Raw genomic sequence first — 17,389 nt, forward strand, 5'->3', positions numbered from 1 at the left:
TCCGATGGCACTGAAGAACTATAAACCGACAAGCCCGGCCCGTCGCGGCCTGGTCCTCGTCGACAAAACCGGCCTCCACAAGGGTGGTCCGGTCAAGTCGCTCACGCAGGGCAAGACCAAGACCGGTGGCCGTAACAACAAGGGCCATGTTACCTCGCGCGGCAAGGGCGGCGGTAACAAGCAGAAGTACCGCTTCATCGACTTCAAGCGTCGCAAGTGGGACGTTGAAGGCACTGTGGAACGGATCGAATACGATCCCAACCGCACCGCTTTCATCGCGCTCATCAAGTATGACGACGGTGAACTGGCCTATATCATCGCCCCGAACCGTCTCGCACCTGGTGACAAGGTTGTCGCCGGCGAGAAGACTGACACCAAGCCTGGCAACGCCATGCTTCTGGGTCAGATGCCGGTCGGCACCATCTGCCACAATGTGGAGATGAAGCCGGGCAAGGGTGGTCAGATCGCTCGTTCGGCAGGCACCTATGTGCAGCTGGTCGGTCGTGACCGCGGCATGGTCATCGTGCGCTTGAACAGTGGTGAGCAGCGTTACCTGCGCTCCGACTGCATGGGCACCGTTGGCGCCGTGTCGAACCCCGACAACCAGAACCAGAACCTGGGCAAGGCCGGTCGTCGCCGTCACATGGGCATCAAGCCGCTGACGCGTGGTGTCGCCAAAAACCCGGTCGACCACCCGCACGGTGGTGGTGAAGGCCGCACCAGCGGTGGCCGTCATCCGGTTACCCCGTGGGGCAAGCCGACCAAGGGCGCCCGTACCCGTAAGAACAAGCAGACCGACAAGATGATCATCCGGTCGCGTCACGCGAAGAAGAAGAGGTAAGAGACAATGGCACGTTCCGTCTGGAAAGGTCCGTTCGTCGATCTTCACCTGCTGAAGAAGGCGCAGGACGCGCAGGAAGCAAACAGCACGAAGCCGATCAAGACCTGGTCGCGTCGTTCTACGATCCTGCCGGATTTCGTTGGCCTGACGTTCAACGTCTACAACGGTCACAAGTTCATCCCCGTCTCGGTCAACGAGGAAATGGTCGGCCACAAGCTTGGTGAATTTGCGCCCACGCGCACGTTCCCGGGTCACGCTGCTGACAAGAAGGGTAAGCGATAATGGGCAAGGCAAAGTCTCCCCGTCGCGTTGGCGAAAACGAAGCAATGGCTGTCGGCACCACGATCCGTGGTTCGGCGCAAAAGCTGAACCTTGTTGCTGCGCTGATCCGCGGCAAGAAGGCAGAAGAGGCATTGAACATCCTCTCCTTCAGCAAGCGTGCCATGGCTCGTGACGCCAGCAAGGTTCTCGCATCGGCTATCGCCAATGCAGAAAACAACCACGATCTCGACGTGGACGCACTCGTCGTCGCTGAAGCCAGCGTCGGCAAGTCGATCACGATGAAGCGGTTCGCAACGCGCGGCCGTGGCAAGTCCACGCGCATCCTGAAGCCGTTCAGCCGGCTCCGGATCGTCGTGCGCGAGCAGGAGGAAGCGTAATGGGTCATAAGAGCAATCCGATTGGCCTGCGCCTGCAGATCAACCGTACCTGGGACAGCCGCTGGTACGCCGAAGGCGGCGACTATGCGAAGCTGCTCAAGGAAGACATCGAGATCCGCAAGCACATCACCACGAGCCTGCCGCAGGCAGCGATTTCAAAGGTGGTGATCGAGCGTCCGGCAAAGCTTTGCCGCGTTTCGATTTATGCTGCGCGCCCCGGCGTCATCATCGGCAAGAAGGGTGCAGACATTGAAAAGCTGCGCGCCAAGCTCGCCACGATGACGGACAGCGAAGTGAAGCTGAATATCGTCGAAATCCGCAAGCCGGAAATCGACGCCAAGCTCGTCGCTCAGGGCATCGCGGATCAGCTGGTTCGCCGTGTGGCGTTCCGCCGCGCGATGAAGCGCGCCATGCAGTCGGCCATGCGCCTTGGTGCTGAAGGCATCAAGATCATGTGTGGCGGCCGTCTTGGCGGTGCGGAAATCGCCCGTGTCGAACAGTACCGTGAAGGCCGTGTGCCGCTGCACACCCTGCGCGCCAACATCGATTATGCCGAAGCCGAAGCACTGACTGCTTATGGCATCATCGGCATCAAGGTGTGGGTCTTCAAAGGTGAAATCCTGGGTCACGATCCGACCTCGCAGGATCGCCTGATGATGGAATCGCAGACGTCCGGCGTCCGCCCGGCACGTTGAGGTGAGTAGATAACATGCTGCAACCGAAGAAAACCAAGTTTCGTAAAGCCTTCAAAGGCAAGATCCATGGCAATGCCAAGGGCGGAACCGAGCTGAATTTTGGCTCCTATGGCCTGAAGGCCCTGGAGCCGGAGCGTATTACTGCACGTCAGATCGAAGCTGCACGTCGTGCGATCACGCGCCACATCCGCCGTCAGGGCCGTCTGTGGATCCGCGTGTTCCCCGATGTTCCGGTGTCGAAGAAGCCTGCCGAAGTCCGTCAGGGTAAAGGTAAGGGTTCGGTCGAATTCTGGGCTGCTCGCGTAAAGCCGGGCCGCGTATTGTTCGAGCTTGATGGCGTTCCCGGCCCGCTGGCCGCCGAAGCCTTCAGCCGCGCTGCGATGAAGCTGCCGATCAAGACCAAGGTTATCGCCCGCCTGGGTGATACCTCGCACCTCGGAGGGAACAAGTAATGGCGAAGACAACGTCCACTATGGAAGACCTTCGTACGAAGACTGACGATCAGCTCGCAGAGCAGCTCGTCATGCTCAAGAAAGAGCAGTTCAACCTGCGTTTCCAGGCCGCGACCAACCAGCTCGAGGGTTCTGCCCGCGTGAAGGAAGTCCGCCGCCAGATCGCGCAGATCAAGACGCTTCAGGGCGAACGCGCCCGCGAAGCAGCAAAGGCTTAAGGAGCTTACGATGCCGAAGCGTATCCTGACCGGTATTGTCTCCTCCGACAAGACCGACAAGACCGTGACCGTGCTGGTCGAACGCCGCGTGAAGCACCCGCTTTACGGCAAGATCATCAAGCGTTCGAAGAAGTATCACGCGCACGACGAGAAGAACGAGTACGTCGTTGGTGACAAGGTTCGTATCGAGGAGACCAAACCGATCTCCAAGACGAAGACCTGGACGGTGAAGGACCGTCTCGTCGCCAGCAAGGGTCAGGCCATTGCCGCCGACCTCGACGTAGCCGAAGCAACGCCGACCGGCGCTCCTGAGGAGAAGAAAGCTCCGCAGAAGCCCGCCAAGGCGAAGAAGGAAGAAGCGACCACCGAGGACGCCGAAGCCTAAGTTAGCAATTCGTTTTCCGCATCAGCGGGAAGCAGACGTTAGGAACTGCCAGACTGGTTCTGGCAAGCCAATGAGAAGGAACCGGATCAATGATCCAGATGCAATCCAATCTCGACGTCGCAGACAATAGCGGCGCCAAGCGCGTCCAGTGCATCAAAGTGCTGGGTGGCTCGAAGCGTCGTACTGCGAGTGTCGGGGACGTGATCGTGGTTTCCGTGAAGGAAGCCCAGCCACGCGCCCGTGTCAAAAAGGGTGACGTTCACCGCGCGGTGATCGTGCGCACCCGCAAGGACGTTCGTCGTCCTGACGGCAGCGTGATCCGTTTTGACAGCAATGCTGCTGTCCTCGTGAACAAGACCGAGGAGCCGATCGGCACTCGTATCTTTGGCCCGGTTGTGCGTGAACTGCGCGGCAAGGGCTTCATGAAGATCATCTCGCTTGCTCCGGAGGTGCTGTGATGGCGTCCGCTAAGATCAAGAAGGGCGATACGGTCGTCGTGCTGTCCGGCAAGGACAAGGGTGTCACCGGCACCGTCCAGCAGGTCATGCCGAAAGAAGGCAAGGTTCTCGTGGAAGGCGTCAATGTGATGACCCGCCACCGCAAGCCGAGCCAGGCCAACCCGCAGGGTGGCATCGATCGCATTCCCGCTCCGCTGCACATCGCCAAGGTTGCGATTGCCGATCCTAAGGATGGCAAGCCCACCCGCGTCCGTTTCGAAGAAAAGGACGGCAAGAAGGTGCGCGTTGCTGTGAAGTCCGGGGAGACTATCGATGGCTGATTACACGCCTCGCCTTAAGCAGAAGTATAACGATGAAATCGTCAAGGCGATGACCGACAAGTTCGGTTATAAAAATCACCTTGAAGTTCCGAAGCTGGAAAAGATCACGCTCAACATGGGTGTGGGCGAAGCCAGCCAGGATAAGAAGAAAGTCCAGACTGCTGCTGCGGAAATGGAAAAGATCGCTGGCCAGAAGCCGGTGATCACCAAGGCCAAGAAGTCGATCGCCCAGTTCAAGCTGCGCGACGGCATGCCGATCGGTTGCAAGGTGAACCTGCGCCGTGACCGCATGTATGAATTCCTGGACCGTCTTGTGACCATCGCGATGCCGCGTATTCGCGATTTCCGTGGTCTCAATGCAAAGTCGTTTGATGGCAATGGCAACTACGCCATGGGCATTAAAGAGCAGATCATCTTTCCGGAGATCAGCTACGACCAGATCGACACGGTGCGTGGCATGGACGTGATCGTCACCACCACCGCCAAGACCGATGAAGAAGCACGCGAACTGCTGCGTCTCTTCGGTTTCCCGTTCCCGGCTGAAAAGGCCGATGAAGAAAAGGAAGCGGCGTAAGCCGCTGCAGGAGAGCTTAAGTCCAATGGCGAAACTGAGTTCCATCAACAAGAACGAGAAGCGTAAGGCTCTCGTCAAGAAGTATGCTGGCAAATATGCCAAGCTGAAGGCAATCGCAGACGATGAATCGCTCGACGATTCAGAGCGTCTGATCGCGCGCCTGAAGATGGCTGAACTGCCCCGCAATGCGAACCCGACGCGCGTTCGCAACCGCTGCAACACCACCGGCCGTCCGCGCGGCTATTACCGCAAGTTCGGGCTTAACCGCATCGAGCTCCGCGATCTGGCCAACAAGGGCCTGATCCCGGGTGTGACCAAGTCGAGCTGGTGAGGAATTAGACAATGGCTATGACCGATCCCCTGGGTGATATGCTCACCCGCATCCGCAACGGCCAGCAGGCAAAGAAGGACTCCGTCCTCTCGCCCGCCAGCAAGCTGCGTGCAAACGTTCTCGAAGTGCTCCAGCGCGAAGGCTACATCCGTGGCTACAGCGAAGATGCTTCGGGCAAGCACCCCGCCCTGCGGATTGAACTGAAGTATTTCGAGGGCGAGCCTGCAATCAAGCACATCGCCCGCGTCTCCAAGCCGGGTCGCCGGGTCTATTCGGGTTCGAAAGAGCTTCCGACTATCCGCAACGGCCTTGGCATCACCATCGTCTCGACGCCGAAGGGCGTGCTTTCGGATATCGAAGCACGCAACGATAATGTCGGCGGCGAAGTGCTTGCGGAGGTGTTCTGATGAGCCGCATTGGCAAAAAGCCGGTGGCGCTTCCCAGCGGAGTGACCGCCAAGACCGAAAACGGCGTGCTGAGCGTTAAGGGCCCCAAGGGCGAGCTTAGCATGAGCCAGTTCGACCTGATCGAATACAAGATCGAAGACGGCGAAATCCAGGTCAACCCGATCAACAAGACGCAGAAGGCGCGTCAGTTCTGGGGCATGCAGCGCACGCTCGTTCAGAACCTGGTCGACGGTGTGACCGAAGGATTCACCAAGGTGCTGGAAATCAACGGCGTTGGTTACCGTGCGCAGGCCCAGGGCAAGAAGCTCAAGCTTCAGCTAGGCTTCTCGCACGACATCGACCTCGATGTTCCGGAAGGCATTGACGTCAAGACCCCCGATCAGACCACGGTCGAGATTTCGGGTATCGATAAGCAGAAGGTCGGTCAGTTCGCTGCCGAGATCCGCGAATGGCGCAAGCCTGAGCCTTACAAGGGCAAGGGTGTGAAGTATCGCGGCGAGTACATCTTCCGCAAGGAAGGGAAGAAGAAGTAAGATGGCAAAGCTCTCTCTCTTTGAACGTCGTCGCCGCCGCGTGCGGACCGCGCTTCGCAAGCGTTCGGGCGACAAGCCGCGTTTGTCCGTGCACCGCACCGGCAAGCACATCTATGCGCAGATCATCGATGACAAGGACGGCAAGACCGTCGCCGCAGCAAATACGCTGGGCGAGAAGTCTTCGGGCGCCAATGTCGATGCCGCTGCCAAGGTGGGCAAGGACATCGCCGCCGCCGCCAAGAAGGCTGGCGTGACCACTGTCGTGTTTGATCGCGGCGGGTTCCTGTTCCATGGCCGCGTGAAAGCGCTGGCCGATGCCGCTCGCGAAGGCGGGCTGGAGTTCTGATGATGGCTGACGAAACCAAAAACGAAGAAACCAAGGCGGACACCGTCAAGGAAACGCCGGAAGTGGCCGCTGCTAAGGCCGCTGCCCAGGTGCAAGAAAACATCGACGGCTCGACCCCGACGCCTAGCGTTACGGGTGAAAGCGAAGCTGCTGCCAACCAGTCGGCTGCGCAGGGCGCAGAAGGCCGTCCGCGTCAGCGCGGTGGTCGCGACAACAACCGCGGCGGTGGCCGTGACGGTGGTCGTGGTCGTGGTCGCGGTCGTGACGATCGCCGTGGCGGTCGCGGCGATGATGATGGCGAAGAGCTGATTGAAAAGCTCGTCCACATCAACCGCGTTGCCAAGGTGGTGAAGGGCGGTAAGCGCTTCGGTTTTGCTGCACTGGTTGTGGTTGGTGACGGCAAGGGCCGCGTCGGCTTCGGCCACGGCAAGGCGCGCGAAGTGCCGGAAGCCATTAACAAGGCGACTGCTGCTGCAAAGAAGAAAATGATCCGCGTTCCGCTGAAGGAAGGCCGCACGCTTCACCATGATGGCAAGGGCCACTTTGGCGCAGGCCGCGTGGTCGTTCGCTCGGCACCTCCGGGTACCGGTATCATCGCCGGTGGTCCGATGCGTGCCGTGTTCGAAGCGCTTGGCGTGGCAGACGTGGTGACCAAGTCGGTCGGTACGTCCAACCCCTACAACATGATCCGCGCCACATTCGATGGCCTGACCAACCAGTCTTCTCCGAAGGCTGTGGCTCAGCGTCGCGGCAAGAAGGTTGCAGACCTTCTCGGCCGTGGTGGTGCGAGCGAAGCCGAGGCCCAGGCCGACGCTGAAGCTATCGCGGAGTAATTCAGATGGCTGACAAGAAAACAATCAAGATCAAGCAGATCGGTTCGCCGATCCGCCGTCCTGAAAACCAGCGCAAGATCCTGATCGGCCTCGGGCTGAACAAGATGCACAAGGTTGTCGAACTGCAGGACACCCCGGAAGTGCGCGGCGCCATTAAGAAGGTGCCGCACATGGTGGAGATCGTTGAGGGCTAACGCCTTCAACCTCCGCAAAACAATTTGACGGTGGTGGTCCGCTCGGTTAGCGGGCAATTCCTTTTTATCAGCGCGAAAACAGCGAAAGCGAGTGCATATTATGAAACTGAATGAAATCCGCGACAACAAAGGCGCCCGCCAGGACCGTACCCGCGTCGGACGCGGCATCGGCTCGGGCAAGGGCAAGACCGGTGGCCGTGGTCAGAAGGGCCAGAAGAGCCGTTCGGGCGTTGCCATCAAGGGCTTCGAAGGCGGCCAGATGCCGCTCCACATGCGCCTTCCGAAGCGCGGCTTCAACAATCCGTTCGGCAAGGAGTATGCCGAAGTGAACCTTGGCCAGGTGCAGCGCCTTGTCGACGACAAAAAGCTCGATGCCAAGGGCACGATCGATCACGAAGCCCTGAAGGCTGCTGGCGTTGCGCGCGGTGGCAAGGACGGCGTTCGTCTGCTGGGCAAGGGTGAATTCTCTGCCAAGCTGACTTTCAAGGTTGCCGGTGCATCCAAGGGTGCTGTCGCCGCAGTCGAAAAGGCTGGCGGCAAGGTCGAAGTGATCGACAAGGGCAAGCCCGAGCACGAAAAGAAGGCCGAGCGTCGCGAGGCCAACAAGGCTAAGAAAGCCGGATAAATTCGAAATTTGGGAAGCGCGGGTTCGACATCGGGCCTGCGCGTCCCTATCTAGCCTTCCTGAGCCGGGAGGGACCGGCGTCTTGACCAGGATCTGAAAGATTTCTCATGGCTTCACGCGCCGATAATATCGCAAGCTCGCTCAGCTTCTCCAATTTCTCGAAAGCGACCGAGCTCAAGCAGCGCATCTGGTTCACCATCGGTGCACTGATCGTTTTCCGTTTCCTCAGCTTCGTGCCGCTTCCCGGCGTGAATCCGATGATTCTGGAGACCCTTTACGATCAGACGCGCGGCGGCATTCTCGACATGTTCAACATGTTCTCCGGCGGATCGCTGGAGCGTATGAGCCTCATCGCGCTTGGTGTGATGCCGTATATTACGGCCTCGATCGTCGTGCAGCTCGCATCCTCGCTTCACCCCAGCCTGATGGCGTTGAAGAAGGAAGGCGAAGCTGGGCGCAAGAAGCTCAACCAGTACACCCGTTACGGTACAGTTTTCCTGTGCGCGATCCAGGGCTGGTTCCTCGCTTCCGGCCTCGAAGCCTACGGCGCGCAAAGCGGCCTGCAGGCTGTCGTAAACCCCGGCATCATGTTCAAGGTCGTGGCTGTCATCAACCTTGTCGGCGGCACCATGTTCTTGCTGTGGCTGGGTGAGCAGATCACCGCGCGCGGCATCGGCAATGGCGTTTCGCTTATCATCATGGCGGGCATCGTTGCCCAGTTCCCGACCTTTACGGCTAACCTTTTCGAAGGTGGCCGTTCGGGCTCCATCAGCAGCGGGCTCATCGTCGGCCTTGTGATCATGTTGATCATCTTGATCCTAGTGATCTGTTTCTTCGAGCGTGCACAGCGCCGCCTGCTGATCCAGTATCCCAAGCGCGCCACGCAGCGCGGCGGGATGCAGGCAGACCGTTCGCACCTGCCTCTGAAGCTCAACACTGCCGGTGTGATTCCGCCGATCTTCGCTAGCTCGCTGCTGCTGCTGCCGCTAACGATCACGCAGTTTGCCGGTAACTCGATCGACACGACCAGCACCGGTGGCAGCATCATCCAGACGCTGAACCAGTACCTGGCGCATGGGCAGCCGCTCTACATGCTGCTGTACGGTCTTGGGATCATCTTCTTCTGCTTCTTCTACACCGCTGTCGTCTTCAATCCGGAAGACACCGCTGAGAACCTCAAGAAGCAGGGTGGCTTTATTCCTGGCATCCGCCCGGGCAAGCGCACCGCCGATTATCTCGACTATGTGCTCAGCCGCATCACCGTGGTCGGCGCGATCTACCTGACCGCAGTCTGCGTTATTCCCGAATGGGGTATCGCCCAGACCGGCCTGCCGCTGTTCCTTGGCGGTACCAGCCTGCTGATTGTGGTGAACGTTACGGTCGATACGATCAGCCAGATCCAGTCCCACCTTCTTGCCCACCAATATGGTGATCTCATCAAAAAGGCTAAGTTGAAGGGACGGATGCGCTAGGCTAGCCCTGTTCGTCCAAGCAACAGGGATTCGCTCAGCCATATGAACATCATCCTTCTCGGCCCTCCGGGTGCTGGCAAAGGCACGCAGGCTAACCTGCTCGTTGACAACCACGGCATGCGCCAGCTCTCCACCGGAGACATGCTGCGCGCCGCAGTCAAAGCGCAAACGCCGGTTGGCCTCGAAGCCAAGGCTGTGATGGAGCGCGGTGAGCTGGTGTCGGACGAAATCGTCTCGGCGCTTATCGATGCCGAGCTGAACGCTATGGATGCGGAGACTGGCGCTATTTTCGATGGCTTCCCGCGCACCGCACCGCAGGCGGCGATGCTGGAAGAGATTCTCGCCAAGCACGATCGCAAGCTCGATCTGGTAGTCGAACTCGTCGTCGATGAAGATGCTCTGGTCGACCGCGTCACCGGTCGTTACACATGCGCCAATTGCGGTGAGGGCTATCACGATCGCCACAAGCAGCCTGCCGTCGAGGGCGTGTGCGACAAATGCGGCTCAACCGAATTCAAGCGGCGCAAGGACGATACTGAAGAGACCGTGCGCATGCGCATGAAGGAATATCGCGCCAAGACCGCGCCGATCTTGCCGGTCTATGAACCGCGCGGCATCGTACACCGGGTGGACGGCATGGCGTCGATCGACGAAGTGACCTCTGCCATAGAGAAGGTCTTGGCTTCGGCCTGATCCTGCGGCTATCCCTCTCTCGCACCACGCGGGAGGGATTTTATGTATCGTACCGGTCTACTTTTGGCTGCCGCAGCTTTCGCCGTCGCGCCTGCCAGCGCCTCGGCCGAAATCATCGAAAGCGAGAATGGCGGCTTTGCAAGCAGGCATAGCGTTGTGGTTGCTGCGAGCAGGGCGGATGTCTGGCGCGAATTGGTCCATCCGGAAAACTGGTGGACGCACACATGGTCGAACGATGCACATAATCTGCACCTCGATGCGCGAGCCGGTGGATGCTTTTGTGAAGCTCTGCCGCCGACAGATGGCTGGGCCGCTGGTTCGGTCGAGCACATGCGCGTGGTGATGGTGATGCCGGGCTCGCTCTTGCGTATGTCCGGATCGCTCGGGCCATTGCAGGCGGAAGGCCTCACCGGAACGCTCACCGTCACTTTGGCGGAGGAAAGCGAGGGCACGCGGATTACCTGGGATTACATTACCGGCGGACAGGCGCGCTTCCCGGTCGAGGAATTTGGGCCGATTGTCGATGGTGTGCAGGCGGAATTTCTGGGCGGTCTTGTCGCGCGGTTGGGGGACGAAACTGTCTCTGCAGCAAGCGAAAGTTAACGCCAATTTTGACTAGCGCGCGGCGCGGCGCTATAGACTGTATCACAACACGGGAAGACCGGAACGGGCTGCGGATGCCGCAGGCTCGCTTTCGCCTGTTGACGTAGAGGGGGAATCACCCTATCTGCGCCCTTCATTCGTTCAATTATCACAGATTTGTGTGCTTTGCCGTGCGCGCTGCGTCCGCCGGGCTCCCGCTTTGAAGATGATAGGGCGAGAATGAAAGCTATGAGATAGAGGCAGCTCAAGACCTTGCAGGACTTGAAAAATCCTCTGTGGAGCATGGAGATTTAAGTGGCTCGTATTGCCGGGGTAAATATCCCCACAAATAAGCGTGTGATCATCGCGCTCACCTATATTCACGGAATCGGTTCGACATCTGCGAAGAAGATCGTCGACAAGATCGGTATCGATCACGCGACCCGTGTGCAGGACCTTACCGATCAGGAAGTCCTGCAGATTCGCGAAACCATCGATGCTGATTACACGGTGGAAGGCGACCTTCGTCGTAACACCGCGATGAACATCAAGCGTCTGATGGACCTGCGGTCCTATCGCGGCCTGCGTCACCGTAACGGTCTTCCCGTTCGCGGTCAGCGCACCCACACCAACGCCCGCACCCGCAAGGGCAAGGCCAAGCCGATCGCCGGCAAGAAGAAGTAAGCTGCGGGTCTAGACCCACAGGCTTTTTCCTTCTTTCGAGATACGAGGAACAGAGAAAATGGCACGCGAACCAGGCCGAGTAAGGCGCCGCGACAAAAAGAACATTTCAAGCGGTGTTGCGCACGTCAACGCCAGCTTCAACAACACCATGATCACCATCACCGATGCGCAGGGCAATGCAATCAGCTGGTCCAGCGCGGGCATGATGGGCTTCAAGGGCAGCCGCAAGTCCACTCCGTATGCAGCACAGGTTGCAGCGGACGATGCCGGAAAGAAAGCCGCCGAACACGGCGTGCGTACCCTCGAAGTCGAGATCAAGGGTCCGGGTTCGGGCCGCGAAAGCGCGCTTCGTGCCCTGCAGGCGGTGGGTTTCACCATCACCTCGATCCGTGACGTGACGCCGATCCCGCATAACGGTGTGCGGCCGTCCAAGCGTCGCCGCGTCTGATCGAAGCCTGCCGCGGGGCACCTGCCTCGCAAACACAGTCATCGCATCGGCCGCGGCGGTTCAACCACCCCGCGGCTTTTGCGCAACCTAGATACCTTAGGGGAAGTCCATGTCCGTCAATACGAAGAACTGGCAGGAACTGAAGAAGCCCAACACGCTCGACATCAAGGAAGGCGCCGACAAGAAGCGTAAAGCTACTTTCGTTGCTGAGCCGCTTGAGCGTGGTTATGGCCTGACACTCGGCAACGCCCTGCGCCGTGTGCTCCTGTCCAGCCTTCAGGGTGCCGCGATCACCTCGATCAAGATCGAAAACGTCCTGCACGAGTTCAGCTCGCTTGCCGGTGTGCGTGAAGACGTCACCGACATCGTCCTGAACGTGAAGCAGATCGCGCTCAAAATGGAAGGCGAAGGCCCCAAGCGCCTGCAGCTTTCCGCAACCGGCCCGGCCGAAGTCAAGGCTGGTGACATCGCCGTTTCGGGCGACATCGAAGTCCTCAACAAGGACCTCGTGATCTGCCATCTCGACGAAGGCGCAACGCTCAACATGGAGCTGACCGCCGACACCGGTAAGGGCTACGCCCCGGCGGTCGCCAACCGCCCGGCTGATGCACCCATTGGCCTGATCCCGGTCGACAGCCTGTATTCGCCTATCAAGCAGGTCAGCTACAAGGTCGAAAACGCCCGCGTGGGCCAGGAACTCGACTTCGACAAGCTGAACCTGACAATCGAGACCGACGGCACGATCACCCCTGAAGATGCGATCGCCTATGCAGCGCGCATCCTGCAGGACCAGCTGACGCTGTTCGTCCACTTCGAAGACGGTATCCCGCAGCCGCAGAGCGCCATGATCGGCGTTGCTGCAGAGCCGCAGGAAAGCGACACCAACCAGCTCAACCGCTACCTTCTCAAGAAGGTGGACGAGCTGGAACTGTCGGTGCGTTCGGCCAACTGCCTCAAGAACGACAACATCATCTATATCGGCGATCTGGTCCAGAAGACCGAAGCCGAGATGCTGCGCACGCCGAATTTCGGTCGCAAGTCGCTCAACGAGATCAAGGAAGTTCTTTCCAGCATGGGTCTGCGCCTCGGCATGGATATCCCGGGCTGGCCGCCTGAGAACATCGAAGAAATGGCCAAGAAGCTCGAACAGGAACTTCTGGGTTAAGGCAAATGTCGTCACCCCAGCGAAAGCTGGGGTCTCGATTTCCGAAGAGATCCCAGCTTTCGCTGGGATGACGTTAGAGGGCAAAGGTGGCGGCCCAAACAGTCACCAGCATCGGGCTACCTCATACGGGCCCCCTACGAACTGAAGGAAGATAAAAATGCGTCACGGTATTTCCGGCCGTAAGCTCAGCCGTAAGTCTCAGCACCGTACCGCCATGTTCCGCAACATGGCTGCTGCGCTGATCAAGCATGAGCAGATCCTCACCACGACTGCCAAGGCGAAGGAAATTCGCCCCTATGTCGAAAAGCTGATCACGCTCGCAAAGCGTGGCGGCCTGTCGAACCGTCGTCTTGCGGCCGCTCGCCTCATGGACGATGCGCAGCTGGCCAAGCTGTTCGACACATTGGCAGAGCGTTATGCTGATCGTGAAGGCGGCTACACCCGCATCATCAAGGCCGGCTACCGCGCAAGCGACGCCGCAGCCATCGCCTACATCGAACTCGTCGATCGTGACGAGGACGCCAAGGGCCAGGACAGCGGCCCGGTGATGACCGAGGACGATTTCGAAGACGCGTAAATAGCCGTCACCCCAGCGGAGGCTGGGGTCTGGTTGTTAAGCGTCGAAATCTGTTTGGGCAGATCCCAGCTTTCGCTGGGATGACGGAATTCAGGGCTGCCGGAGCGATCCGGCGGCCCTTTTCTTTTGCGCGAATGCTGGCACAGTGCGCGCCATGATCCGGACAATTATTCTGACAGCCGCCGCGCTGTCGCTCGCCGTTCCCGCCTCGGCGCAAAGCATTTCGCAGAGCGAGTTGGAAGAACGCTACGATCGCGCGCTTGCAGCAGGGTATGTTGCCCTCTTCACCTGCGGTGCGATCGCCAATGCGGAACGCAGTGGGCAAATGCGCTCGCTGGAAAGCGTCAGAGAATGGGAGCTGACAGGCATCTATCCGCGCATTGCCGATATCGCCGCGGATATGGAGCCGCGTCTGCTTCGTGACGCTGACGGGCGGCTCGCCTTGGTCGAGGTTGATTGGGCTGATGACATGGCTGCGCGCTTTGCCGAGGTTCGCGGTGACGAGGGCTGCGCTCTCGCACCGATCGGGCTCTCTCCCAGCATGCCGGAAACAGTAGCTGTGTCGGCCGAGGCGACTGAGACCGTTTCCGGATGGGTCGCGCCGATGATTGGCCCCGCAACCGCATCACGCCCGCTCGATGAGGAATTGGAGGCGGCCTTTGACGGCACTTATGGCGAAGATGCGCGCACGACTGCGGTCATCGTGAGAGGCTCCGTGCTGCAACGCGTGCGATACGCTCCTGGGTTCAACGCCAATACTCCACAACGTACATGGTCGGTCGCAAAAAGCATCGCGGCGACTTTCGTTGGGGCTGCCGTCCACCGGGGCGAGGCCGATGTCGAAGCGCCGCTGGTCTACGATGATTGGCGTTGGGACGAGCGCCGAGTTATCACCATCGACGACCTGCTGCGCATGGCTTCGGGCCGTTATTCGGATACTCCGGGCAACCGCACCGATCCGCTTTACATGGGTGGCTCGGGTGTCGAGGAAACCGCCAGCAACTGGCCTTTGCTCCACGAACCCGGCGCCGTCTTCCGCTATGCCAACAATGACACGCTGATGGCAGTGAAAGCGATTGAAGACAGCTTCGATACAGTCGATGCTGCCGACTTTCTCGAGCAAATCGGCATGGACGATACCGTGGCCGAGACCGATTGGGCGGGTGACTACATCCTTTCGAGCCAGGTCTGGGCGACTGCTCCCGATCTGGTGACGCTTGGGCAATTGCATCTCGACGATGGCGTTCTGCCCGATGGAACACGCGTGCTGCCAGAAGGCTGGGTCGACTACATCTCCAATCCGGCAGGTCCGCAACCGGGTGGCTCACGCAACTGGGGTTATGGCGCGGGCTGGTGGTTGCTCAACCAGAGCGAGGGCATTCCGGCTGACACCTTCATGGCGGCAGGCAATCGCGGGCAGTATATCGTCGTCGTGCCGAGCCGTGACATCGTGATCGTGCGGCGCGGGGAGGACCCTGCTGGCGGCTCCGGCTTCGATATCGAGTCCTTTACGCGCGATGTGCTCGCCGCGCTGAGGCAACGGCGATAATTTGGAGTGCCCTTCGGCCACCTTGATCGCAACCGGTTTCGTCGCCAACTATATTCCCAATCGCAAACCCGCTTACCCATGAGGTTTTATGACTCGCAATCTCTTCGCCGCTGCGGCGGCCATCGCCATCATCGCCCCCGCCGCTAGCGCGCAGGATCTGACCGTGGGCGAGTATCCCGAAACGCGTCAGGGAGACGTGGTCGAGACGATCTTTGGCGAAGAGGTGGCCGATCCCTATCGCTGGCTTGAAGACGATGTGCGCAACAATGAAGAGGTCGCCGATTGGGTCCAGCGGCAGAATGCGCTGACCGATAACTACCTCGACATGTTGCCAGCGCGAGACTGGTTCTCTGAGCGGATCGGCGAGCTGTTCGATTACGAGCGGTTCGGCATCCCTACGGCCCGCGGTGACCGCTATTTCTACAACCGCAATTCCGGTCTGCAGAACCAGTCCCCGCTCTATGTGCAGGATGGGCTGACGGGCGAGCGCCGGGTACTGATCGATCCCAATGAATGGGCCGATGATGGCGCGACTGCTCTGGCAGGTTGGGTGCCGTCTCCCGATGGATCTAAGCTGCTCTACAGCGTGCAGGATGGCGGCAGCGATTGGCGTATCGTCCGCGTGCTAGATGTTGAAACGGGCGAGCATATCGGCGGCGAGATCCGCTGGGTGAAGTTCTCCGGCCTCAGCTGGGTGGGTGAGGAAGGCTTCGTCTATTCCCGCTTTCCGGAGCCGGAAGAGGGCGAGGATTTCCAGGCGCTCAACCTCAATCAGTCGGTCTATTACCACGCGCTGGGTACCGATCAGGCGGCAGACCAACTCGTCTATGCAACGCCGGACGCGCCAGAGCGGAACAACTTTGCAGGGACGAGTGAAGATGGCCGCTGGATGACCATCCTCTCCTCCACCGGCACGGACAGCCGTTACGAGGTTAACCTCGTCGATCTCGATGCGCGTGACGAGAATGGCTGGCGCATCATCCCACTGGTCGAAGGGTTCGATCACAGCTGGGACCAGATTGGCAATGTCGGCTCCACGCTTTATTTCACCACCAATCACGAAGCGCCGCTCTATCGCATCGTCTCGATCGACATGGACAACCCGCAGGCAGGCTGGACCGAAATCGTCGCCGAGCGCGATCAGCCGATTGCCGGCGCGAGTATGGTGGGCGATCACTTGATCGTAGAATATCTCGAAGATGCGAGCTCCAGCGCGTACGTCATGACGCTGGACGGAGAACTGGTACGCGAGATAGAATTCGCAGGACTCGGCAGTGCAGGCGGCTTCGGCGGCAGTGCGGACAGCAATGAGACTTTCTACAGCTTCTCCAGCTTCAACCGTCCCAGCACCATCTACCGCTATGATGTGGCGACTGGTGAAAACACCATCTTCGCCGCGCCGGAAGTCGGTTTCGATCCGGAAGACTTCGTGGTCGAGCAGCGCTTCTACGAGAGTCTGGATGGCACGCGCGTGCCGATGTTCATCGTGCGCCGCGCCGATGTGGCTGCCAGCGGGGAAGCAGTGCCAACACTGCTCTATGGCTATGGCGGTTTCGACATTTCGCTCACGCCCGGTTTTTCACCTTCGCGCCTCGCATGGGTTGAGGGTGGCGGTGCTTTCGTGATGGCGAATATCCGTGGCGGCGGTGAATATGGCCGCGCGTGGCACGATGGCGGTCGCCGGGCGAACAAGCAGAATGTGTTCGATGATTTCATCGCTGCGGGCGAATTCCTGATCTCTGAAGGTGTGACGCCGGAAGACGGCCTTGCCATTCAGGGCGGCTCCAACGGCGGTCTGCTGGTCGGCGCGGTTGCCAACCAGCGTCCGGACCTATTCTCTGCCGGGAATGCTGCCGTTGGGGTGATGGACATGCTGCGCTTCGACCAGTTCACCGCTGGGCGGTATTGGGTGGACGATTATGGCTATCCCGACCGCGAGGAAGACTGGCGCATTCTGCGGGCTTATTCGCCCTATCACAACATCCAGCCCGATACGGACTACCCGGCGCTGCTGGTAACGACTGCGGATACCGATGACCGCGTGGTGCCCGGCCACTCGTTCAAATACACCGCTGCGCTGCAGGCAGAGAACCTCGGCGAGCGCCCGCAACTGATCCGTATCGAGACCCGTGCGGGCCATGGTTCGGGCAAGCCGACCGACAAGGCAATCGAGGAAGCATCTGATATAGCAGCATTCCTTGCCTATTGGACGGGGCTCAACCCACAGGACGAGGGTGTTCAGGAAAGCGACTAGTTTCCTGAACGTCGGCTAACGCGGGAGTTCAGTAAGGCCACAGGGCCGATCGTCTATAACGCTAATCACCGGTGGAGGAATCCCCCCCGATGAT

25 protein-coding genes and 1 pseudogene are annotated in these 17,389 nt (G+C 59.7%); all 26 read left to right on the forward strand.

All coding sequences use genetic code 11. The features are described from left to right. The first annotated feature begins 4 nt into the window (after nucleotides 1-4). The 26 genes and pseudogenes from rplB to I5L03_RS06425 all read left to right on the forward strand — a co-directional run bounded on the left by rplB (nucleotide 5) and on the right by I5L03_RS06425 (nucleotide 17,295). Nucleotides 5-841, forward strand: a complete 837-nt coding sequence (rplB, locus tag I5L03_RS06300) for a 50S ribosomal protein L2 (protein WP_197920904.1) — start codon at nucleotides 5-7, stop codon at nucleotides 839-841. A gap of 6 nt (nucleotides 842-847) precedes the next feature. Further along, nucleotides 848-1,123, forward strand: coding sequence for a 30S ribosomal protein S19 (gene rpsS, locus I5L03_RS06305; RefSeq protein WP_197920905.1), 276 nt, complete (start codon nucleotides 848-850; stop codon nucleotides 1,121-1,123). Then, nucleotides 1,123-1,500, forward strand: a complete 378-nt coding sequence (gene rplV / locus I5L03_RS06310; RefSeq protein WP_197920906.1) for a 50S ribosomal protein L22 — start codon at nucleotides 1,123-1,125, stop codon at nucleotides 1,498-1,500. Before rpsS ends, rplV begins: the two co-directional genes overlap by 1 nt. After that, entirely contained in the window at nucleotides 1,500-2,195 is a 696-nt protein-coding gene (gene rpsC / locus I5L03_RS06315; RefSeq protein ID WP_197920907.1) for a 30S ribosomal protein S3, read from the forward strand. Before rplV ends, rpsC begins: the two co-directional genes overlap by 1 nt. 14 nt (nucleotides 2,196-2,209) lie before the next feature. Then, nucleotides 2,210-2,647, forward strand: a complete 438-nt coding sequence (rplP, locus tag I5L03_RS06320; RefSeq protein WP_197920908.1) for a 50S ribosomal protein L16 — start codon at nucleotides 2,210-2,212, stop codon at nucleotides 2,645-2,647. Further along, nucleotides 2,647-2,865, forward strand: a complete 219-nt coding sequence (gene rpmC, locus I5L03_RS06325; RefSeq protein WP_197920909.1) for a 50S ribosomal protein L29 — start codon at nucleotides 2,647-2,649, stop codon at nucleotides 2,863-2,865. The genes rplP and rpmC overlap by 1 nt, the downstream gene beginning before the upstream one ends. A 10-nt stretch (nucleotides 2,866-2,875) precedes the next feature. After that, nucleotides 2,876-3,157: pseudogene (rpsQ, locus tag I5L03_RS06330) on the forward strand (30S ribosomal protein S17); the annotation flags it as partial. A gap of 182 nt (nucleotides 3,158-3,339) precedes the next feature. Further along, the gene (gene rplN / locus I5L03_RS06335; protein WP_197920911.1) at nucleotides 3,340-3,708 is read left to right on the forward strand and encodes a 50S ribosomal protein L14; all 369 of its coding nucleotides are present in this window, start codon (nucleotides 3,340-3,342) and stop codon (nucleotides 3,706-3,708) included. Beyond that, nucleotides 3,708-4,028, forward strand: coding sequence for a 50S ribosomal protein L24 (gene rplX / locus I5L03_RS06340; protein ID WP_197920912.1), 321 nt, complete (start codon nucleotides 3,708-3,710; stop codon nucleotides 4,026-4,028). The genes rplN and rplX overlap by 1 nt, the downstream gene beginning before the upstream one ends. After that, the gene (gene rplE / locus I5L03_RS06345; RefSeq protein ID WP_197920913.1) at nucleotides 4,021-4,602 is read left to right on the forward strand and encodes a 50S ribosomal protein L5; all 582 of its coding nucleotides are present in this window, start codon (nucleotides 4,021-4,023) and stop codon (nucleotides 4,600-4,602) included. Before rplX ends, rplE begins: the two co-directional genes overlap by 8 nt. A gap of 25 nt (nucleotides 4,603-4,627) precedes the next feature. Further along, on the forward strand, nucleotides 4,628-4,933 hold the full coding sequence (gene rpsN / locus I5L03_RS06350; protein ID WP_197920914.1) for a 30S ribosomal protein S14: 306 nt from the start codon (nucleotides 4,628-4,630) through the stop codon (nucleotides 4,931-4,933). Nucleotides 4,934-4,944: 11 nt separating this feature from the next. Continuing rightward, on the forward strand, nucleotides 4,945-5,340 hold the full coding sequence (gene rpsH, locus I5L03_RS06355) for a 30S ribosomal protein S8 (protein ID WP_197920915.1): 396 nt from the start codon (nucleotides 4,945-4,947) through the stop codon (nucleotides 5,338-5,340). Further along, the gene (gene rplF, locus I5L03_RS06360; RefSeq protein WP_197920916.1) at nucleotides 5,340-5,873 is read left to right on the forward strand and encodes a 50S ribosomal protein L6; all 534 of its coding nucleotides are present in this window, start codon (nucleotides 5,340-5,342) and stop codon (nucleotides 5,871-5,873) included. Before rpsH ends, rplF begins: the two co-directional genes overlap by 1 nt. Before the next feature lies 1 nt (nucleotide 5,874). After that, a complete protein-coding gene (rplR, locus tag I5L03_RS06365) occupies nucleotides 5,875-6,219 on the forward strand; it encodes a 50S ribosomal protein L18 (RefSeq protein WP_197920917.1) in 345 nt (114 codons plus the stop codon). After that, nucleotides 6,219-7,052 (forward strand): 30S ribosomal protein S5, encoded by an 834-nt coding sequence (rpsE, locus tag I5L03_RS13440; protein WP_234035114.1) that lies wholly within the window; start codon nucleotides 6,219-6,221, stop codon nucleotides 7,050-7,052. The genes rplR and rpsE overlap by 1 nt, the downstream gene beginning before the upstream one ends. Before the next feature lie 5 nt (nucleotides 7,053-7,057). After that, nucleotides 7,058-7,246, forward strand: coding sequence for a 50S ribosomal protein L30 (gene rpmD / locus I5L03_RS06375; protein ID WP_197920918.1), 189 nt, complete (start codon nucleotides 7,058-7,060; stop codon nucleotides 7,244-7,246). Between the two features lie 100 nt (nucleotides 7,247-7,346). Next, nucleotides 7,347-7,871 carry a 50S ribosomal protein L15 gene (rplO, locus tag I5L03_RS06380; RefSeq protein ID WP_197920919.1) on the forward strand — a complete coding sequence of 175 codons (525 nt, stop codon included), beginning with the start codon at nucleotides 7,347-7,349 and terminating at the stop codon, nucleotides 7,869-7,871. Between the two features lie 107 nt (nucleotides 7,872-7,978). After that, on the forward strand, nucleotides 7,979-9,343 hold the full coding sequence (gene secY / locus I5L03_RS06385) for a preprotein translocase subunit SecY (protein ID WP_197920920.1): 1,365 nt from the start codon (nucleotides 7,979-7,981) through the stop codon (nucleotides 9,341-9,343). 42 nt (nucleotides 9,344-9,385) lie between these two features. Further along, nucleotides 9,386-10,036, forward strand: coding sequence for an adenylate kinase (locus I5L03_RS06390; RefSeq protein WP_197920921.1), 651 nt, complete (start codon nucleotides 9,386-9,388; stop codon nucleotides 10,034-10,036). A 42-nt stretch (nucleotides 10,037-10,078) separates the two neighbouring features. Further along, a complete protein-coding gene (locus I5L03_RS06395; protein WP_197920922.1) occupies nucleotides 10,079-10,639 on the forward strand; it encodes an SRPBCC family protein in 561 nt (186 codons plus the stop codon). A gap of 294 nt (nucleotides 10,640-10,933) precedes the next feature. After that, on the forward strand, nucleotides 10,934-11,302 hold the full coding sequence (gene rpsM / locus I5L03_RS06400) for a 30S ribosomal protein S13 (RefSeq protein WP_197920923.1): 369 nt from the start codon (nucleotides 10,934-10,936) through the stop codon (nucleotides 11,300-11,302). Between the two features lie 58 nt (nucleotides 11,303-11,360). Continuing rightward, nucleotides 11,361-11,750 carry a 30S ribosomal protein S11 gene (gene rpsK / locus I5L03_RS06405; protein WP_047005430.1) on the forward strand — a complete coding sequence of 130 codons (390 nt, stop codon included), beginning with the start codon at nucleotides 11,361-11,363 and terminating at the stop codon, nucleotides 11,748-11,750. Nucleotides 11,751-11,859: 109 nt separating this feature from the next. Then, a complete protein-coding gene (locus tag I5L03_RS06410; RefSeq protein ID WP_197920924.1) occupies nucleotides 11,860-12,915 on the forward strand; it encodes a DNA-directed RNA polymerase subunit alpha in 1,056 nt (351 codons plus the stop codon). A gap of 157 nt (nucleotides 12,916-13,072) precedes the next feature. After that, nucleotides 13,073-13,492, forward strand: coding sequence for a 50S ribosomal protein L17 (rplQ, locus tag I5L03_RS06415; protein ID WP_197920925.1), 420 nt, complete (start codon nucleotides 13,073-13,075; stop codon nucleotides 13,490-13,492). A 154-nt stretch (nucleotides 13,493-13,646) separates the two neighbouring features. Then, the gene (locus I5L03_RS06420; RefSeq protein ID WP_197920926.1) at nucleotides 13,647-15,041 is read left to right on the forward strand and encodes a serine hydrolase domain-containing protein; all 1,395 of its coding nucleotides are present in this window, start codon (nucleotides 13,647-13,649) and stop codon (nucleotides 15,039-15,041) included. A gap of 88 nt (nucleotides 15,042-15,129) precedes the next feature. Continuing rightward, nucleotides 15,130-17,295: a prolyl oligopeptidase family serine peptidase gene (locus tag I5L03_RS06425; protein ID WP_197920927.1), complete on the forward strand. Its 2,166-nt coding sequence runs from the start codon at nucleotides 15,130-15,132 to the stop codon at nucleotides 17,293-17,295. Nucleotides 17,296-17,389: the final 94 nt, after the last annotated feature.

Source organism: Aurantiacibacter sediminis (genome assembly GCF_016019885.1).
In the GTDB taxonomy this organism is placed as follows: Bacteria; Pseudomonadota; Alphaproteobacteria; order Sphingomonadales; family Sphingomonadaceae; genus Alteraurantiacibacter; species Alteraurantiacibacter sediminis.